The organism is Veillonella parvula, from assembly GCF_018378075.1.
Taxonomy (GTDB): Bacteria; Bacillota; Negativicutes; order Veillonellales; family Veillonellaceae; genus Veillonella; species Veillonella parvula_K.
In genome coordinates this window covers 101,530-120,590 of the sequence record NZ_JAGZYE010000002.1, presented here as the reverse complement: position 1 = coordinate 120,590, position 19,061 = coordinate 101,530, and the positions used below count along the sequence as shown (strand labels likewise).

Genomic DNA, 19,061 nt, shown 5'->3' with positions numbered 1-19,061 from the left:
ACCTCATTGGGCCACAATATCATCAAAATGCTGCTGATAGGCAGACATAAACATAGCATCTGCTAAATCATACATAATAATATTCTTGCGATTAAGCGGAAGATTCCTAGTACCTTCCGAAGATGGGTTCTTCTTAAGCGCACCATCCAGTGTATAAATTGCACGGTCTGAATCAGACATAAATAAGCCCGACTTACTTTCACTAGCCTCAATCAAAGCCAACATAGATGGACTCGGATTCATCGTATGAGATGATTTAATCAATGTGGCCAATGAATAGTTTGCATCATAATTTACAGTGAGCCTTTTTTCAATAATCTCAGCCTGATAGTGCGACGTATGTACCACATAATAAATAGCACTCAATGTATACTGTGGCGGCGCATACTTTTGGACCTCCACAGAATAGGTATTTAAATACACATACATACCACCATCATTAACAATTGCACTCGGTTTCTCATACTCATGCTGATGAACTAGCTTAAACTGTGGTGACGTCTTCAGCTCCTGAAATGTAATTGCCTCTGTAGGCATGGTGAAAGCCAGCAACACAAGAGCTAGCATCAAAATACGTTGAATCATAAAAACCTCTCTCAAAAAATGAATCTTGTCTCTCAATAAAATAAGCACAGTCTTATTAGCATAAGTATACTATGTAAATAAGGCTGTGCCTATGATTAATAATTTTATATTTTAGTTCCTAATATATATACATTCTCCAACGTTCCAAGAAACTCCTCTTTGTATTTTCCCCAGTTTTTATGGATAATTAAACTATACTTGATATATGCACCGCAAGTAGTAAGGGTGATTTAGTATGAATCTCTAGATAGTGTAAATTTTTGGAGGTGTCATATGGATTCTCTGACTATTATTTGGGTTATTGTTTGCGCCTATTTATTACTGAATTTATTAGTCGGCGTGTATTGTCATATTCGTGTAAAAGATAGTACTGACTATCTACTCGCAGGTCGTCGTATTGGGGTTCTTATGACGGCAGGCACATTAGCAGCTACAGAAATCGGTGGTGGGAGCACCGTAGGTGTAGCAGCGAAAGCGTATGGTTCTTGGGGTTTATCTGCAGGTTGGTACGTCGTATCTGCAGGGATTGGTGTTATTCTCGTTGCTTTCATCGCACCGCTCTTGCGGCGTGCCATGGCAACAACTGTACCGGAGATCATCGGCCGTCGTTTCGGCGCGTCTAGCCATCTCATTACTTCCATTCTGTCCATGCTGGCAACGATTACACTGGCAGGCGTACAGATTACAGCAACTGCAACCATTATTAGCGTTCTCACCGGACTTTCAACAGAGCTCGCCATCCTCATCTGCGGTGCGGTACTCGTAATTTACACCATGTCCGGCGGCATGTGGAGCGTAACGATGACGGACGTTATCCACTTCTTCGTTCTCGTTGGGGGCTTCTCCCTCGCGGTGCCGTTTGTGTTGCACAATGTAGGCGGCTGGGAATCAGTAGTGGCAAAATTGCCACCTGAACAGCTTGGCTTCACAAAGGTGGGTTGGAAAACCATCATCGGCCTTGTCATCATGTATTTCATGACCTTCTCCACTGGCCAAGAGTCAGTTCAGCGGTACTTTGCAGCGAAAAATGAAAGAACGGCCGTTCTCGGTTCTATCATTTGCGGGATTATCATGGCTCTATTCGCCTTTGTTCCTGCGATTTTAGGCCTCGTAGCATTGGCTGAATTCCCCAGAATTGAAGCCAACAATGCAGTGGCAACGGTAGCACTTAACCTCATGTCTCCAGTAATGGCGGGCTTCGTTATGGCCGCTGTCGTATCGGCCACACTTTCATCAGGCGCAGGCGACCTATTAGGCGCCGCAACTGTATTTACCAAGGATATTGTGGAACATCATTTTGGTAAAAGCCTCACCGATGCACAGCTCACTAGATATAGCCGTCTATGCGTGCTATTCCTCGGTATCATCGCCATTATCATCTCCCTCGTAAGCAAAGCCATCATTCCGATGCTCGTATTTGCTTTCACAATGAGATCCGCTGGCCCATTCGCCGCATTCCTACTTGGCCTTACTTGGAAAAATGCAACAGCTGGCGCTGGCATTTGGTCCATCGTGCTCGGCTCCATCGCAGGCGTGTACTGGGAATTTGTTGGCAACCCATATGGCATTATGTCCATCATCTTCGGTTCCATCGTCAGCCTCATCGCCTTTGTAGCTGTCGTATGCATTGAAAGAGCCATGGGTAAACCACCGGCTCCTCCGGCTATACCTGATGATGTAAAAGAAATATAATCAATTTATTATAATCTGTAACTTAATAATAGACTTAAAAGTGCTATACAATTACAATTATAAAACCAAAAACTCCTATCGGTGAAAGCCAATAGGAGTTTTTCTTATTTTACAATACCCTCATCAAACTGTATGCCATACACGTGTTCATCATAATTTGACGATATATAATAACCTTACTATAATATAAGAAGATAGTCAGACGAGTCGTAACGTCAGGCGCATCTCGAAATTGAAAAAAGATTAGGAAATGGCCTTTCAGTTATCTAGTTACACTAGGCAACGGAGGGCTATTTGCTTTTTGTAAGGCTTTTTTAGTTATCCTATACAACGATTTATCTATATAGATACATCATATGTGTATTGAAGTACTCTTTATATTCATCAATAGTGGAGAATTTCCCTTTATTCTCCTGTATAACAGCCTCAAAATCTGGCTTTATTTCAGTTACTGCAGATTTTGTTTCAGCTATTGCTGTTTTTCTTTCAACTACGGACAGTTGAGTTTCCTTCCAAAGGCTACTATATTTACTTTCATAATAAGCCCAGCTAGCTTGTGTATAGGCTTTTGTAACATAGGCTTTATCATAGTTATCTTGCGCTGAATCTAAATTACCAAGGGCTTCGTCGATTTGAGCCATCGTATAGAATGCAAAGGTAGACCATCCATAATCACTTGGTGCGGGCTCATGCCAATGTCTTGCCCTCTCAAAGCTTGTGTGTAAATTCTGCTTGATGTGTGCTGCCGCTTCTCTATCCCCCATATGTACAGCGAGCACAACCATATACTTAGCACATAAGCATTCTGCATAATAGTCTTGGAAATTTCGTTTACCATACATAGACCATAATTGGATCAACTCTTTCCATAAATTTTGGTCTAATTGATCTAGGTAGAAACGATGGATGGCTTTCAAGAGAACTAAAAAATATACAATATCATTACTATTGAGTTCAGTATCTAAGTCTAGCAAATCGTGTATTTGTCCATATGCCTTGAAAGGCATCTTGAAATATGGATGATCGATAGCCTGAACACGGTGCTCGTAGCTTTCACGATTATCTGTTTCAATATCATGATGCAACAATAAATACCGCAAACATTCCAAATTAAAGACATTGTCCTGACAGCTTACATCACAAACATAGTTATTAAAATAAGGCTCATGAACCAACGGTGCTTGCTCTTGTGCTGTAATGAGGTCTTGCAATAAATTCCAATAGATATTATTTCCTGTGAAAGCATTCCCTAACATGCGGTACCATTTAGATAATCGAGATACTCGCTGCACATACTCAGCCTGCCAAGAGTTAGGAGATTCGATATCTACCTCACCTATAGTTGCATCCAAAGTATCAACGATAGGCACAAGCGCTTCATAGTTCTGATATCGTCGAATAGCCTCATAACAAGCATCTAGAAGGCAATATATACGTTCCAATACCGTCAATTGAACTCCTTCATGAGGCAGTGATTCTACTCGAGACAATAGACCTCCACAGGTATTCCCATCATCAGTCATATCGTTCTGGCAGTCATCATCTTCTTTAACGCCTATCTTAATAAGCATGTTCTTCGCATGGCTAGTATAAGGCACCAAGAAATCAAAATACGCTCTAGCTTTATCAAAACTAGGATACAAATCAACGCGTAGCTTTTCCTGAGATAGTTCTCTAACAAGATCATCCGCCAAAGGACTTAGTATACGATATCTCACATAACCAAGTACACCTTCATTTTTTTCCTCCCAATAATCTAGCCCCTCACTGAATCTGTCATATAGATTATATATATAATCATGTAACAAACTATCAGCCCAGTCGTTACTTTCATCATATACAGAAATGATGGCATCATTGGTCAAATTCCTATAAAACCGATGAACAGGCTCACAAATTTTGCGGAAAAATGGATCTTTGGACAGTGTATCCAGCTGTTCAGATTCTGTCTGACCATGCATGGTCTGCACCATATAAGCCCCCAAGGCATCAGCAATCAGCAGAAACTCAGACCGGTTTGATTTATCCATAGAATAGGTATTATCTAGTGCTTGAACTGCAATCAACTCAGGTAAATAATATCTATCAATGCGATTTATTGCTTGATGAATGGTATAACACCGCAAAGGAGTGGTAATACGCTGTGCTCCTGCTGCCATTCCAAAAATTCCACTCCTACCATATAAAGACTCTATTAAATATCCCACCATATGGTCAGATAAGTAAAGCATCCCATTCGTATTTCCATAATTGCGTTGGAATAGTAAATCTCGTCCACGCGCGCTCTTATACAAGGCATGGACATTGTAACGCCCTCTTCTCTTTGCTGAAAGTAGCTCCTCACCTTTATAGGTACCATCTAGCATAAACTCAGGCAAAGCCTTTACGAACTCATCTCGTAATTCGTTATACGGTTTACCATGTTCTGCGCAAAGAGCGATTATAAAGGCTCGAATCCGTTCATGCTCTAGCTCAATCTCAGGTCCATTATCCGTAATATCATCGCCCTCTTCAAAAGGCAAAATATCATCTGTACTATACTCCAAAGCATTCATAAACGTAATCCCTTCCTTGCCCTCTACAAGAGGAAACAAAGAAGGACGAATCTCATTAAAAATGCCTGTCGTTGTAATTGTTACATTATACATACAACACCCTTTTATTATAAAACTATATACACACTAAGAACGATGCGTAATCTATACCTATTGTAACATTAAAACTTACTAGTAATATAGGAACTATAATATAAGAGCTATCATTCTCAACATTACCTAGTATGTATAATATGCATATTGAATATTCATTCTACGTATGTTTTAATGAAGATAAATACGATTCGTTTATGACAAATTAAATATCTATCCTTTATTAGAGAAATTCACTATATTTACGCTACATAATAGGTCTTTACTACCCATGCTTATATAAATCTTAAACACATCATGGTAGATTTTTTATTACGTAAAGGAGTATAGATGTATGAGTAAGGAGAAATTAGAGTTTGTAGAACCAGTTGATACAAACACAGATAATGAGTACTCTAGAGAGCCTGTCCCATTAGAGGCAAGAAAGTCCTGCTTTTCTCTCACCATCGTTTGGACTGGGTTCGTTTTTCTTGTTACTAGTATGATGGCTGGTGGCGGATTAGCTGCGGGGCTGACTTTCAACGAATTACTATTAGCCATGATTCTAGGGAATATTTTCTTATGTATCATCGCAGGTCTAGTGAGTGTAATCGCCTATAAAACAGGCCTTACCTTTGCCCTTTTGACGCGATACAGCTTCGGTCAGGAAGGATCTAGAATTGCCTCTCTCTTCGTACCTATCGTCAATCTAGGGTGGTACACGATTCAAGCGGCTTTATATGGACATTTTATTGCTCAAGTATTCAATCTTTCCTATACGGGCGAAGTCATTGCTATGATGCTCAGCGCCGTTATCATGGGTATCTTTGCAGTTCTCGGCATTAAATCTCTCGCCGTATTCGGCTATATTGCGATTCCGTCCATCGTATTCCTTTCCCTAGGAACGGCGGCTCGCTCGGTTCAAACAATCGGTGGTTGGCAAGAATTATTTAACTATGTGCCATTACAACCTATCGATTTACTTTCAGGCATTACCATCGTTATCGGCACATGGATTTTATCTACTGCCACATGTATCGCTGATATTATGCGCTATGGTAAAAGCAAGAAAGACGTTATTACAGCGAGCACAATTGGTCTATTGGGTGGCAATACCTTGATGATCAGCTGCGGTGCTATCGCAGGCGTTGCTATGAATGATGGTGACTTAATCAACGTACTATTAAGCTTTGGCCTCGTATTCCCAAGCTTACTATTGTTGACTACAAATATTTTTACCACAAATGGTGCGAACCTCTATTCCACATCATTGAACCTAGCAAACTCTTTCAAACTGAACCGAAATATTATGCTAGCCGTGCTCATTGCTATCTCTGCATTAGCAACAATGACGCAGCCGTATAAAATCGACTCTCTCTTTGTATTCTTAAGTACACTAGGCATCATCGTTCCACCACTATGCGGTATTATCTTAGCGGACTTTTACCTAGTTCATCGTGGAAAATATATCGATTACAACAAAGCGACTTTCAAAAAATGGAATCTAGTTCCATGGATCACATGGGCCATCGCATTGGTCTGTGTTAAATTCATACCATTCGGACTGGCTTCGCTGAACGGGATTGTAATCGGTGCCCTACTGTACGCACTCATTACGTATATTGTTAAACCTAATGTTGTTAGTGAAAGCAAAGGGTGATTATCATGGCAATTCATAAACTATCTGCTATACTAGGCACAGTCATTATGGGCATCGGATCCTTTATTACCTGTCTAGCCACAAGTGAAAGCACCATTACCCTTGGTAACGGCATGCTCGTGGTAAGCATTATTATGATGGGATTTGGATATTCGAAATGGCAGCCGTAATTAACTAATATAAAAGTTCCTCATCCTCATATTATAAAAAGAACCTTCCTTTTATAACAGTAAAGTTAATAAAGAAAGGCTCTTTTTAAAGTAAACTCTTAGCAACTAAAAAGTAGTCATAAATCTAATTATTAATATAAAAGGACTTGTAAAATGTTAGAAAAATATTCTGAACTTACAGCCGGTATGGACTTCAACGAGACAGCACTAATAGTAGGGAATGGTGCTAGTATATCACTATCAAATAGTTTTAATTATAATAACCTATTTTTAAAAGCTGAGGAACTAGGATACCTATCACCTGAAATTGCAAGAATATTCTCCCAAATTGGTACCTCAAATTTTGAGGCTATTTTAAATCAACTGGATATAACACAAAAAATAAATAATGCACTTTCTCTACCTGATATTTTAATATCGCAACTGCCCATAATTAATAATGCTATTTCTACATCTAGTAAGCAGATAAAAACTGCCTTAATAGAAACTATTAGAAGTGTACATCCTAATTATACCGAACTATCAATAACACAGGACGAATCTAATGGTATATTAAAGCTCAATAAGTTTTTAAATCAATTCGACTACATCATTAACCTTAATTATGATTTGTTAGTATATTATATTATTCTTTCAAATAAGACAGATTTCATAGACTCTTTCCGAAATGCTAGTACAAGTAGACATAATTTAGCTTTTAATGAAGATGTTATAAATACAAGATATAGCTATAAAACCAAGTTATATTATCCCCATGGTAATATTGTACTTTGTGTAGATTCCAATGGAGAGGAGCAAAAAATTCGTTGCTCTGAAGGCAATACACTTTTACAAGAAATTTTAAATATTTGGGAAAGTACAGCGCAACTTTATCCACTATTCATTTGTGAAGGTTCGTCTAATGAAAAAGTAAAGGGTATATATAAAAATTACTATTTAACATATGTATATAAAAAAATCCTACCAAATCTCCCCAAAAATATTGTGTGTTATGGCTGGTCACTAAGTGAAAATGATGAACACATTTTAAAACAAATACTAAAAGATAGTAGTGAGCCCTTTAAGATATTTATTTCTATTCACAAAGGACACAAAGAAGATTATATAATAAATGCTGAATGTACCAAGATAATTGAGAGAATTACTAATATAAATAATAATACTGATATACACTTCTTTAATGCTGATGACGAAGGATGCTGGCTAAACTATAATTCTGACTAAAAATAATAAAATACTTAATACAAAGGTATGCGATGATATAACCTTTCGTATTGATTTTATAATTAATAGAAATAATAAGTTACTATTGTTATCAGTATTTGAATGTAAACCTAGAAATTAGATAAAATCCTTATCATTAACTCTAAATCTTTATCTAATGGTACCTTTATAATATCAGGCATTTGCACTAAACTTAATGTCGCTCCACTAATACTAGCTAACCCAACTGATAGCAATCGCAAATAAATTCCTCTATCAATCTCTATCGAGTTTAAAGGTGTAGCGTTATCCTCTTTTTTGATTTTCCCATTTTGGGCTTGTTTATAGTCTTGAGTCAAATCTAGATCTGTATTATATTCCGACACTTCAAAATTAGAGGCTAATAAGGTTTCTACATCTTGAACTAGTAAAAATTCGAGTGCATTAACAAAAATACAAAATCGTTTCCACTCTAATTTTTCTTCGATATACCATTTAAATAGTATCCCCATCCATTCAGCCTTTTTATCTTCATTGAATGAGTCAATTTTAATCATAAGCCATTTTATATGTTCTAATCGTACCTCATCATTGTTAAGATATTTTTTCTTATACAATTTTCTGAAAGATAAAACAGCCTTCTCATCATTTGAAGTAACAGCCTTAATAAATCGATCTAATTTTATTAAAAAAATCTCATTAGGTATATCTTTTATGCATTTAGCTGTTTCTTTAATAGAGCTTAAGATTGGAATCCCACCAGTAGCAGTCAAATCCAGAACACAAAGAGTTAAATCAATTATTTTCTCGGCTTTATTATCACTCAATTTATCTTCTTCCCCATACCACATATCTTCATCTAATATAAGTTATCCTCCTTCATTGGCCGCATATTATAAAGTATTGGATACATTTTCTTAATCTATATAACATTATTAGAACTAGAACTTAAAACCTGTATTGCACTTTTTAAATCATGAACTAAACAGTCTAAATTGAATTTCATAATCGCTCCATATTTTTCTTTTTCTATCTTACTTTTAACTATTACCAGTATTTCTTCTAAATAGGGTTTATCAGCCCCTAAAAATTGGCCGATATTAAGTATCTGCAAATACACTGTTCGAATTATACCTCGAAAAGAATGTATGTCATATTCACTTGCACTCATAAAATATCCTTTTAACTCATCTATTGTGCCTAGATATTTGGCGAATTCTTTGGCATTATAATACTCATTTATATTAGAATGTATATATTTTAATAGCTCCATATTTGACATATGATTGCTAGATAAATACTTAAATAAATTTAATTTTTCCAACCGTTGTCTATAATTCTCATCAGCAATTTTAACTAAAGGACTAATAAGCTCTTCATATGTTTTATAAACACTATCATCTTTATTTTGTTGTAACAATATATCTCTGGTTATTTCATTGTCACTATAAAATGCTATTTTAATGTCCTCAACAAAGCTTTCAAAATCATATTGTAACGTTGTATAGTGCTTTATCGATGCAACACGCCATAAAATTTGTCTAAGCATTGAGGTTTTATATTTATAATTTTTTACTTCATCCTTTAATTGATTTAACCATTCGCAAACTTGCTCATCACAATATTGAGTCCAGTCTGCTAAATGATTAAATGCCAAAAAAGCATCTTCATATAGCTTCAATTCATTTTCATAAGCATTTCTTAACAACTGATTATCTAAATATGAACTATTAATATAAATATCTATAAATTTAAACCCCCATATTATATTCTCAGGTGTATCCTGATCATCTAATCTAGAAATAAATCCAAAATCATCGTTTCTCCAATCAATCTCTACTTTAGGATTAATTTTATATTGTATAGCTCTTAAGACAATGTATTTTAAGAATTTATTATACAGTTCACTATATTCTAGAAAAGACTTAGCTTCCAAGTTATAAATTTCTCTCAATAAATTAACTAAAACTACTAACACAAATTGTAGAGTCCTAATATTATTAGGCTGTCGTCTAAAAATTTCCTCTAATATAATTTTTTTATTACTTGATATATATTCCCTGATATCTTTTTCTTCATATTCATTTACTAACTCATCAAAAATATTAGCTATTTCATAAGAAAATGCAAGGGTACAATAAACAGCCTTCTCTTTCTCTATTTTATAATTGTCATTTTCTAAATCTTTCTCCAAAATTTTACTCTCATTTGCAACAGTAATTACAGGAATCCCCCTATTCTCTGTCAACTTATTTATAAAGCCCCATAACTCAGTAGCAGATAATTCACAACGTTCAATATCATCAAATACAAAAATACAATTCTCTAATTGTACAAGATCACTCTTATGTATTAATTCGGCTAAATTTATCTTTACTGGTATTCCAATAGCACTCGTATCAATTGTACTAGAAACAGAATTAAATAGTCGTTCACAAATATTTTTTGTTTTTCGTGCCTTATTAGACTCTCCTAAATATTGATTAATAAAAATTTCGTCGTAGAATGAAGTTTTAAAGTCAACTAAATTATTAATCCCATATAAGGAAAATACTATATAGTTTTTATTATCTAAAATTCCATTTTTACGTAAATATTCTTTTACACTATTTTTTACAAAATAACTTTTGCCACATCCCCATTCGCCAGTAATCATCAAGGCTTGGTTAATGCTACGATTCTGAATATAATCCTTAATTACTGATAATATTTGTTGATCATTCATAGGTCTCTCCAAAAATCATAATGCTATAAATAAAAGCTCTACATAAGTATAAACTTTTATTGTAGAGCTTTTTATAATAATTAATTTTTCCAAAATATCTTATTGAGCTAGAGATTCTCTATATTCTTCTGCAGCCGCATCATAAGTCCATTGTACAGTTGCATTATGATGTTCTGTCACAACTTTTTCAATTTTATCAAGTGGAATAGAGAAAAATTCTTTTCTATGATTTACTTTATTTACCTCATATTCTCTAAAGGTGTTATGTAAAATTGATTCTAAGGTAGGTGCATCATCTGAAAAGATTAATGCATGAACATCAAATTCAAATGGGACAGATGCACTACTTAATTCCTTAATTCTATCCATAGGTTCAAGACGTCTAGTCATACCAATTTTAAAAATATTTTCCCCAAATGAGCCAATATTAGAGATAATATAAACAAAACCAGCACGTGTATTCTTTTCTCGATTTAATACATCAGATTTAACAGTTTCAAGCTCAGAAAGTTTTTCTTCACATTCTTTAATCTTATCAATGTATAAGGTCTTTTCTACTTCATTATCAGTCTTTTGTAAATATTTCATTAGCTTAGAAATTTCATTTTTAAATTGAGTTTCATCTTTCTCAATTTTTGCTTTTTCACGTTCAATTTCACGACGGACTTTTTCTTCTTCTTTTAATTGTTCTTGTATAATTCTCTTTTGTTCTCGCTCATCCTCTAACTTTTCTTGATATGCGTGAGCTGTAATTAATTGTTGTAACTTATTTTCAAGAAAATCTTTTGTAATTTGTACTCCATCAGATTTATAAATTTTATTTAGAGTTTCATAGGATCTTAGGATTTTACTCCTCATAGTATCAATATTTTTAAGTGTAACATTCGATATAGCTAAATCACATTCAGCATTAAATGAACGTAAAATCTGACGTATTTGATTATTTACAAACTTTTTATCATCGTTAATAAGCGCATCTACAGCTGTATTATTTTTTACTAATTCAGCTTCTTCTAACTTATATTTAGATAATATATTTTTTAGTTCCTGAGATGTAGCAAGTTCAAGTCCTTCCGTATCTATATTAACTACTGTTACTAAAGGCTCTAGATTTTCAACCTCTAGCTTTTTATTTTTTAGTTCCTTTTTAACTTTTGATATTTCAGAGGACAACTGATTAAGCTCAGTACTCTTTTCACTAATACGTGCTTCAATATCATGCTCTATTTTGGCCTTTTCTCTTTCAATAGTCTCTTCCAATGTAGCCAATTTTGATTGATTGGCTTCTATATTCTGAATAAGAGTTTGATTCAAAATATGCTCTTTGTAAATTTCATTTTCAACCATCGCCCATCGATGATATCTAGCAAGTAACAATATTGCAACCCCAATAAGCATAATCGGCCAAACTACACTAATGGCAGCCATTAAGAAAACAGCAATATCTCCTACAATAAATCTTTTTTCTCCATTATTATCCATAATATTTCCCCCAAAATACCAATAAATAATACAAAATTGTAGATAAGAAGTAATCCCTGCATCAATATAATTTTATGTATATTATATCACAAATTATGCAAATAATGAAAAACATATGAAAATAGAGCCACCTTATATAAGGTAGCTCTATTGAGGTGCCATATGTAACTTATTTTCAATAATTCATCTGCTCCCGCAGTTCTATTTATTTTCTTATACGCCTATCCTCCTTTTCCAGATTTCTCTCCACCCTCCTATTTCTACTTTCACCGTCCAACGAGTTATCTCGTTAGGTCTCTCCAGGCGATAAATAGTTCGGCCACGACTTGAGGGTTTTGGCTGAGTTTGATGCGGGCTAGCATTTTTCGCACGTAGTTGCAGTGTTCTAGCATCGCTTCATTCAGTTTGTGTTTGACATGACGCGGGGATTGGTACACCAAGATGGGTGCAAAGTCCGCCACATGAATATAGCTCGTATCGGGTTCCGGACCTTCTGTAACGATATATTCATAGGGTATAGCCACGTTAAAAAGGCCATACACCACGTCCTTGCCGATAGGGCGGCGACATTTAATATGAGCAAAGGTTAGATGCGGACCATAGGTCTTAGGCGCGGTATAGCTGCTGCGTCGACCGTCGCTGGTCATGATGTAATTGGGTCTCAGCCCTTCCTGCATCGCCAGCTCTCGCGTGATTGTGCGCATCGGCAGATGGACCATTTCTTCGCGACCATCCACAAAATAACACTTCGTACTGTCCCCACCACTAGGTTGATAGGTAGGAATAAAACAAACAATGTGATTCTTTGGATTCGTATAGATCAAATCCAAATCTTCTCCCTTAGATAGCCGAGCGGCCATCAAATCTGTTAGTTTATCATCTATTGCCATGGAATCCTCTCCAATCTAATCAGGAACATTCCTTTCAACAATACAATGAACACGTGTTCTGTGAAAGCAGATTAGCATGCTTTAATCTGCTGCTGACTTAATTGTATATCAGCCTGTATAATTTGTAAATATATATACAAAACTATAGAAATTTACGTATATTTAAAGACTTTATGATCTTGTAAAAGTTATATATACCTTGATGTGTCATTATTTTCTCATTTAAATTGAGAATTGCATATTCTATGTATATTTGTTAATCGAGATTAAAAGAAATATGCAATATATAGGATATAAATAAGAAATTAAATTATAATAACTAATGCACACACAAGTGTTCAAAGTCCGTACTCAAATACCTGCGCAGCTTCCGAATGGCTCGTTCGTGGCGCCGTTGGATGGCTTGGCGGCTACAGTTCAATTCTTCACTAACCGATACCAAGCTTTGGCACTCACCGTAGACACGGCGCAGTAGGTCTCGTTGATCAGGAGACAATCTACCTAAGGCCCACACGAGACGCGCACGAAGCCTATGCTCTTCATCGGCACTCATCACCATATCCGCTACATTCTCGCCAGATGCGAAGATATCCATGCCAAAGGCGACTTCTCCATCATCAGTGGTGCGATCTGGGATGTGTATTTCACGGCGATAACGCAATCGTTCACGCTTCCAGTACCGCATGTAACCGTACATGACGCCAGCTTTCACAAAGCCTGGGAACGGTACGGCCCCGTTCAAATCAAAGCTATAAATCGATTCTATGAGGATGGCCCAGAGATAGCTCTCTACGTCCTCGCGGAACTCGCGGTTTCCCATGCGATTCGTATAGTGCAAGATGAGCGGTCGATACCTGCGACAAAGCTCGATTTGTGCCGCATCATGACGAAGTTCATCAACGGACCACGGCTGATACCCTACCGTCTGAATCCGCATATTCGGCTTTTGACAGATGGACACGAGGCTCTTGTCCGACAAGGACGATAAAACTTGATGACCACAGACGAGGGTCTGTAATTTCAATTCCTCTGGAATACTTTCCCTAGACTCATTAGCTTTCGATAGTAAAGAATGAGATGGTAATGCCTGTGTTTCTAACGTTTCTGACTGATAGTTGTCATGTTGTAAGTTTGCAGTTTTAATACATGATTTTTGTACTAAAGGTTCTTCGTTTGTGTATAACATAAATCCCCTTTCCTGCCATGGCATAGCGCTTATGTACACAATACTGCGGAAAGAGTTTTTTGACAAATCAGCAATTCCTAAGAATTTCCCTATATTCTGTTATATTTGAACCTTAATTTCTATCCAAAGTACAACATAAGTATGTAATCCAAAGGATAATTACTGAAAATATATAATTACTAAAAATGACACCACATATGTAATGTGGTGTCATTATAAGAGGAAATATACTATCATTGGGTAATAGTATTCAATCTTTAGATAGTAGTATTCAATCTGAAATTGTCTGATTAAATCGCAATACACGCGGCTTGGACAAAGTCCTTTAGCTGCGGTTTTACATGATTATAATATACATCAGCGCCATAGCCGCGCACAATGTCTCCCCAGTATTTATACACATAGCGGTACCAGAAATGGAACATACTGTTCGTGAAATGGTAATCCGCGTACTTTGCTGTTCCACGGCTACTTGCTTGAATGCGGCCTACGAGTCCCATCGACATGAGATCGTTCAAACGGGATGTAAAGGTGCCGCTTTTAATTTGGCTTTCTTGTAAAAGCTCCACGTAGTACGGTCTTTCCAAGCTAGCAAGGCCCGTTAGAATAGCATTGGCACCGGTTATATTCTTCATATCTCGATGCAAGATATATTGTGTTTCTTCAAAGAGAGCTCCTGTTACTGAGAAGAACAAGTTAATAATATTCGTATCGATGCTTTCACCATTATCAAAGTATTGCACATAGGCAGGTAACCCACCGGTTACGGCAAAGACGGTGCGCAAATCATCCTTTGCATAGTGAAGTCCCAAGGATTTCATATCAACTAAGGAAAATGGTTTCACCTCAAGATATTCGGACACGAAAGGACCGATAAGGCTGCGATCGCCAATGATGCGGCCATCGAGCTGTTCCAGACCATTAGCCATCAATATGATGTTCAAACGACTCGTATCTTTATAGGTATCTAATAAATCGCGCAAGTGAATGGGAAACTGAGGAACTGCTTCCACCAAGGATGGATAATCGTCAATCACCACAGTCTGAGGTGTTTTCACACTGCTTTCAAAAAGTCTCACAAAAGCCTGCTGCAAACTCTCTACAGGCTCGAATGTATCTTGAGCATTAGCAGGAACAAAACGTGCCTCAAGAGCTCTATTTATATCAGCCACATGGACTGATTCATTGGCCATGCGCCCCGCCAAATATATCGCCTTATGACGGCGTACAAGTTGCGAAGCCACATAGGATTTACCACTGCGATGAGGACCATATACAACACATAAACTCATTTGGCCCATTGCAATTCGGGACTGGATACGCTCTATAATTTCAGCACGTCCCACAAAATTCATATACTCACCTCCAACTATTTACGGAAATTATTATATCATAATTTTAAATCATTATTAAACTTTTTTTCATATAGTTAACATAGCTTTTTATTATGTTAATTTTTTTACGCATCAAATCAGAGCTTTTATGCGATACATGTTGCCTTATCATCATAAAAGGCCTTATGATTACTTTATTTTCATATACATTTGATATCAACATATCCTATAAGGCGTGGTTATATAAGTTATACATTATAAGCTATACATATTAAACTATAGATTTTAATCTATATAGTTTAATATGTATAATTTAATCTATATATTTTAAAAATGACGTGCTACCTGAGAGGTATAGCACGTCATTTGCATATAAAGTATATTAAATTGTTACCGAATTTTCTTATACTAAGTTTCTTAATAGTAAATATCTAACTTGTAAATATCTAATTCGTAAATTCCTAATTACAAAATCTAATATTCCTAAATATCTTATGGATCCATTTGCGTTTGCATTTTCATCAATAAGATGCGCTTAACCGATTCGTTAAGGCGCTCGGTCGTAATCGTTCCATCCGCCACCGCTTGCGCTAGCGCACGATGGACTTCATCGATATGAATCGTATCCGCATCAACAAGAATGAGGTCACTGCCCGCCAAAATGGAAGCCACAGCATAATCGCCTATCTTTTGGTTGGATTGCAACGCACCCACATCGATACGGTCCGTCATAACGATACCCTTATAACCGAGCTCCTTGCGAAGCCAACCGTCTATAATCGGCTTAGAGGAACTCGCCAAGTGTTCGTTATCGATAGCAGGAATCTGGATGTGACTCATCACAAGCATATAGCTATTCGCCGTCGTCTGCGCAATGAGACGTTTAAAGACGGCTACATCATTATTGCTGAGATACGCTTTCGCCTCATTAGCTGATCCAAAAGACGCATCCCCTAAGGTCACCGCCGGAAAGTAGTTATAAGCGGACCACATATGATTAATTTGGTAACGCTCCACCATGGCAAGGTTTATGTGACCTGCCCACGTGGGGTCAGATGTATAGGACATATTCGGTACACCAAGGTTAGCATTAGGCCCAATAACCAAGTTAAAGCCCATATCCCGCATTTCAATAGCAGATCGCGTGGCCAAGTTAATGATACGATCCATAGGCAATTGCCCCCACCGATTAGGCTTTGGCAACCGCAAGAAACTTTCATTCCCATGCAATATGCGATCACGATGCACCGCAATATAGGGTGTCACCATGCTAGAGGTTATCGCCGTTTGCATAATATCGCTGGTGAAAGTTTTCACTTGGCTCTTATTAATAAGATTTTCATTTGTTAACATAACGCCACTGACACGGTATTTTCGGATCACATCCTTTTGGGATTGTCCTATCGTACTACCATGAAGGCTGATCATCATCAGCTGCCCCACCTTATCCTCTTGAGACATGGCTGCAATCCAAGTGTCCACCTTTTCAGACACGGGTTTGTCGGACTCCAGGACGGCACGGTACGATACAGTTCGTACCGTTTCTTGTTCTGCCTGACTCTCATGTTGGCATCCAGTTGTACCAACGACAGCAACTAGTAAGGCAAGGCCACTCAGGACCCGCCGAAAAAACTGGTTCATCTCTCCTAAAAGCTCCTTAATGCTTACGCAATATTATGAATATTATGGGCTTTCTATGTTGCTCTCCCAATGCAACACCCATAAGTCCCCTCTTGATCCGTACAGTATATTTTTATATTATACACTAAATGATTCATCTTTTCCTCATAATAAAATAATTTTTTTATACTGAATTATTATAATAAAGTTATACAGTAAAAATATGTGAATTTTGAATAATTATATAAAAAAATCCTACGAATCGTTTAAAAAGTGACCGCACTGTAACAAAAGGCTACGTGAGTATCAAGTCACTCATGACCCGTAGGATTTTCTATTTTATGTTGTTATACCTTAAATAGCTAACTCTACTATATGTTTACTTGCACCATATTTAAGCAATCGGCTATCATTAGCCTTTAAATTTAGGGGATGTTGGGCATGTTTCAGGTGTTACGTCTTTACGAGTACCAAGAACCGCGCTGCGGTCTGTGTAGTGTGTGTGTAAAAGTTCGTGTGCCTTATGGCCCAATGGTTCGCCTAAGAAATCTTTGTACAAGGTTTGGATTTCTTCATTTTCATAGGACGCAACCCATTTGTAGTTTTCGTCAGCTTCGTAAAGACCGCCGATACGAGCTTCTTTAGTTTTCACGGCTTGCGGCAATTTAGTGCGCGGTTGGCCACCGCCACCAATACAGCCACCTGGGCACGCCATAACTTCGATGAAGTCGTAGTGTTTACCGCTATCTTTCAATGCATTCAAGAAGTCACGTGTATTTTTACCACCGTGAACAACAGCAACGGACAATGTTACGTCATCACCCAATTGAACAGTTGCCTCTTTTACGCCTTCCATACCGCGAACGTCTTCAAGGTGAGTCAACGCGTATGGAGGTGGCTCTTTATCAGTGATGAGCTTGTAAGCCGTACGCATCGCCGCTTCCATAACACCACCTGTGTTACCGAAGATGATGGATGCGCCAGTTTCCATGCCGATTAAGTCGTCGAATTGAGATTCTTCCACTGTGTTGAAGTCGATATGTTCCTCTTGAATCCAACGAATAAACTCACGAGTTGTGATGGAAATATCTGTATCCATGCCAAGGGATTCGTCATTGTGGTAACGAGCCGCTGCATTTTCTTCTTCCCGTTTCGTTTCTGCTTTTTTAGCCGTACAAGGGTTTACAGATACGGATACGATCTTACGAGGATCGATACCTTTTTTCTCTGCAAAGTACGTTTTAATCATAGCCGCTTCCATAGCGATACAAGAACGTGTGGAAGACAAGTTAGGAATCAATTCAGGGAAATAGATTTCCGCAAAGCGTACCCACGCTGGGCAACAGCTTGTAAACTGAGGAATTTGACCACCATTTTTAAGGCGTTCCACAAGCTCGGATGCTTCCTCCATGATGGTTAAGTCTGCACCAAAGTTAGTATCTACTACATAGTCTGCACCAAGTTTACGCAAGGCACCAACCATTTTGCCTTCCAAGAATGTACCTGGTTCATAACCAAAGCCTTCACCGATGGATACACGAACTGCTGGCGCTGTTTGGATTACGACGATTTTTTCAGGATCAGCAAGGGCTGCTTTTACCTTTTCAAGCTCGGATTTAGCATGCATGGAGTCGAATGGGCATGCTGCCGCACATTGACCGCAATGGATACATACAGGCACATCGCCGTTTGCATCAAGGTCGTAGTAATCAAGTACGCTCATTACATCCGCACAAGCGCGACGGCATAACGTACAGTTTTTACACTTGGAAATGTCGTGATAAATGGATGGATTGTCGAGTGCAATCGGCACGCGTTTATCGATAAATTCGTATTGAGACATGAGGACCTCCTCTAACAAACTATAACTACCAAACCTATTGGGGC

General features: G+C 37.4%; 14 protein-coding genes. 4 read left to right on the top strand and 10 right to left on the bottom strand.

All coding sequences use genetic code 11. From position 1 onward, the window contains the following. Nucleotides 1-3: 3 nt before the first annotated feature. A complete protein-coding gene (locus KH286_RS03260) occupies nt 4-585 on the bottom strand; it encodes a hypothetical protein (protein ID WP_118091186.1) in 582 nt (193 codons plus the stop codon). 273 nt (nt 586-858) lie between these two features. On the opposite strand from KH286_RS03260, the gene KH286_RS03255 reads away from it, so the two are divergent. After that, nucleotides 859-2,277, top strand: coding sequence for a sodium:solute symporter family protein (locus KH286_RS03255; protein WP_278467413.1), 1,419 nt, complete (start codon nt 859-861; stop codon nt 2,275-2,277). Between the two features lie 335 nt (nt 2,278-2,612). Here the strand turns inward: KH286_RS03255 and KH286_RS03250 are convergent, their stop codons facing one another. Continuing rightward, complete coding sequence (locus KH286_RS03250) at nt 2,613-4,925, bottom strand: hypothetical protein (RefSeq protein WP_278467411.1); 2,313 nt, start codon at nt 4,923-4,925, stop codon at nt 2,613-2,615. A 334-nt stretch (nt 4,926-5,259) separates the two neighbouring features. Here KH286_RS03250 and KH286_RS03245 point away from each other — a divergent pair, with 334 nt between their 5' ends. The 3 genes from KH286_RS03245 to KH286_RS03235 all read left to right on the top strand — a co-directional run bounded on the left by KH286_RS03245 (nt 5,260) and on the right by KH286_RS03235 (nt 7,958). After that, the gene (locus KH286_RS03245; RefSeq protein WP_278467409.1) at nt 5,260-6,564 is read left to right on the top strand and encodes a cytosine permease; all 1,305 of its coding nucleotides are present in this window, start codon (nt 5,260-5,262) and stop codon (nt 6,562-6,564) included. Between the two features lie 5 nt (nt 6,565-6,569). Continuing rightward, on the top strand, nt 6,570-6,734 hold the full coding sequence (locus tag KH286_RS03240; protein ID WP_278467407.1) for a hypothetical protein: 165 nt from the start codon (nt 6,570-6,572) through the stop codon (nt 6,732-6,734). Nucleotides 6,735-6,887: 153 nt separating this feature from the next. Further along, nucleotides 6,888-7,958 (top strand): DUF4917 family protein, encoded by a 1,071-nt coding sequence (locus KH286_RS03235; RefSeq protein ID WP_278467405.1) that lies wholly within the window; start codon nt 6,888-6,890, stop codon nt 7,956-7,958. Nucleotides 7,959-8,068: 110 nt separating this feature from the next. On the opposite strand, the gene KH286_RS03230 is transcribed toward KH286_RS03235, so the two are convergent. The 8 genes from KH286_RS03230 to KH286_RS03195 form a co-directional block, all read right to left on the bottom strand. After that, nucleotides 8,069-8,788 carry a hypothetical protein gene (locus tag KH286_RS03230; RefSeq protein WP_229055790.1) on the bottom strand — a complete coding sequence of 240 codons (720 nt, stop codon included), beginning with the start codon at nt 8,786-8,788 and terminating at the stop codon, nt 8,069-8,071. Between the two features lie 71 nt (nt 8,789-8,859). Beyond that, nucleotides 8,860-10,662, bottom strand: a complete 1,803-nt coding sequence (locus tag KH286_RS03225) for a P-loop NTPase fold protein (RefSeq protein WP_278467401.1) — start codon at nt 10,660-10,662, stop codon at nt 8,860-8,862. Nucleotides 10,663-10,761: 99 nt separating this feature from the next. After that, nucleotides 10,762-12,144, bottom strand: coding sequence for a DUF4041 domain-containing protein (locus KH286_RS03220; RefSeq protein ID WP_278467399.1), 1,383 nt, complete (start codon nt 12,142-12,144; stop codon nt 10,762-10,764). A 281-nt stretch (nt 12,145-12,425) separates the two neighbouring features. Beyond that, the gene (locus tag KH286_RS03215) at nt 12,426-13,034 is read right to left on the bottom strand and encodes a hypothetical protein (RefSeq protein ID WP_004694448.1); all 609 of its coding nucleotides are present in this window, start codon (nt 13,032-13,034) and stop codon (nt 12,426-12,428) included. A 319-nt stretch (nt 13,035-13,353) separates the two neighbouring features. Beyond that, the gene (locus tag KH286_RS03210; RefSeq protein ID WP_278617604.1) at nt 13,354-14,220 is read right to left on the bottom strand and encodes a sigma-70 family RNA polymerase sigma factor; all 867 of its coding nucleotides are present in this window, start codon (nt 14,218-14,220) and stop codon (nt 13,354-13,356) included. A gap of 290 nt (nt 14,221-14,510) precedes the next feature. Then, nucleotides 14,511-15,575 carry an AAA family ATPase gene (locus tag KH286_RS03205; protein ID WP_004698049.1) on the bottom strand — a complete coding sequence of 355 codons (1,065 nt, stop codon included), beginning with the start codon at nt 15,573-15,575 and terminating at the stop codon, nt 14,511-14,513. 471 nt (nt 15,576-16,046) lie between these two features. Beyond that, nucleotides 16,047-17,195, bottom strand: coding sequence for a glycoside hydrolase family 3 N-terminal domain-containing protein (locus KH286_RS03200; protein WP_278617603.1), 1,149 nt, complete (start codon nt 17,193-17,195; stop codon nt 16,047-16,049). Between the two features lie 391 nt (nt 17,196-17,586). Next, nucleotides 17,587-19,017: a [FeFe] hydrogenase, group A gene (locus KH286_RS03195; protein ID WP_038125620.1), complete on the bottom strand. Its 1,431-nt coding sequence runs from the start codon at nt 19,015-19,017 to the stop codon at nt 17,587-17,589. Nucleotides 19,018-19,061: the final 44 nt, after the last annotated feature.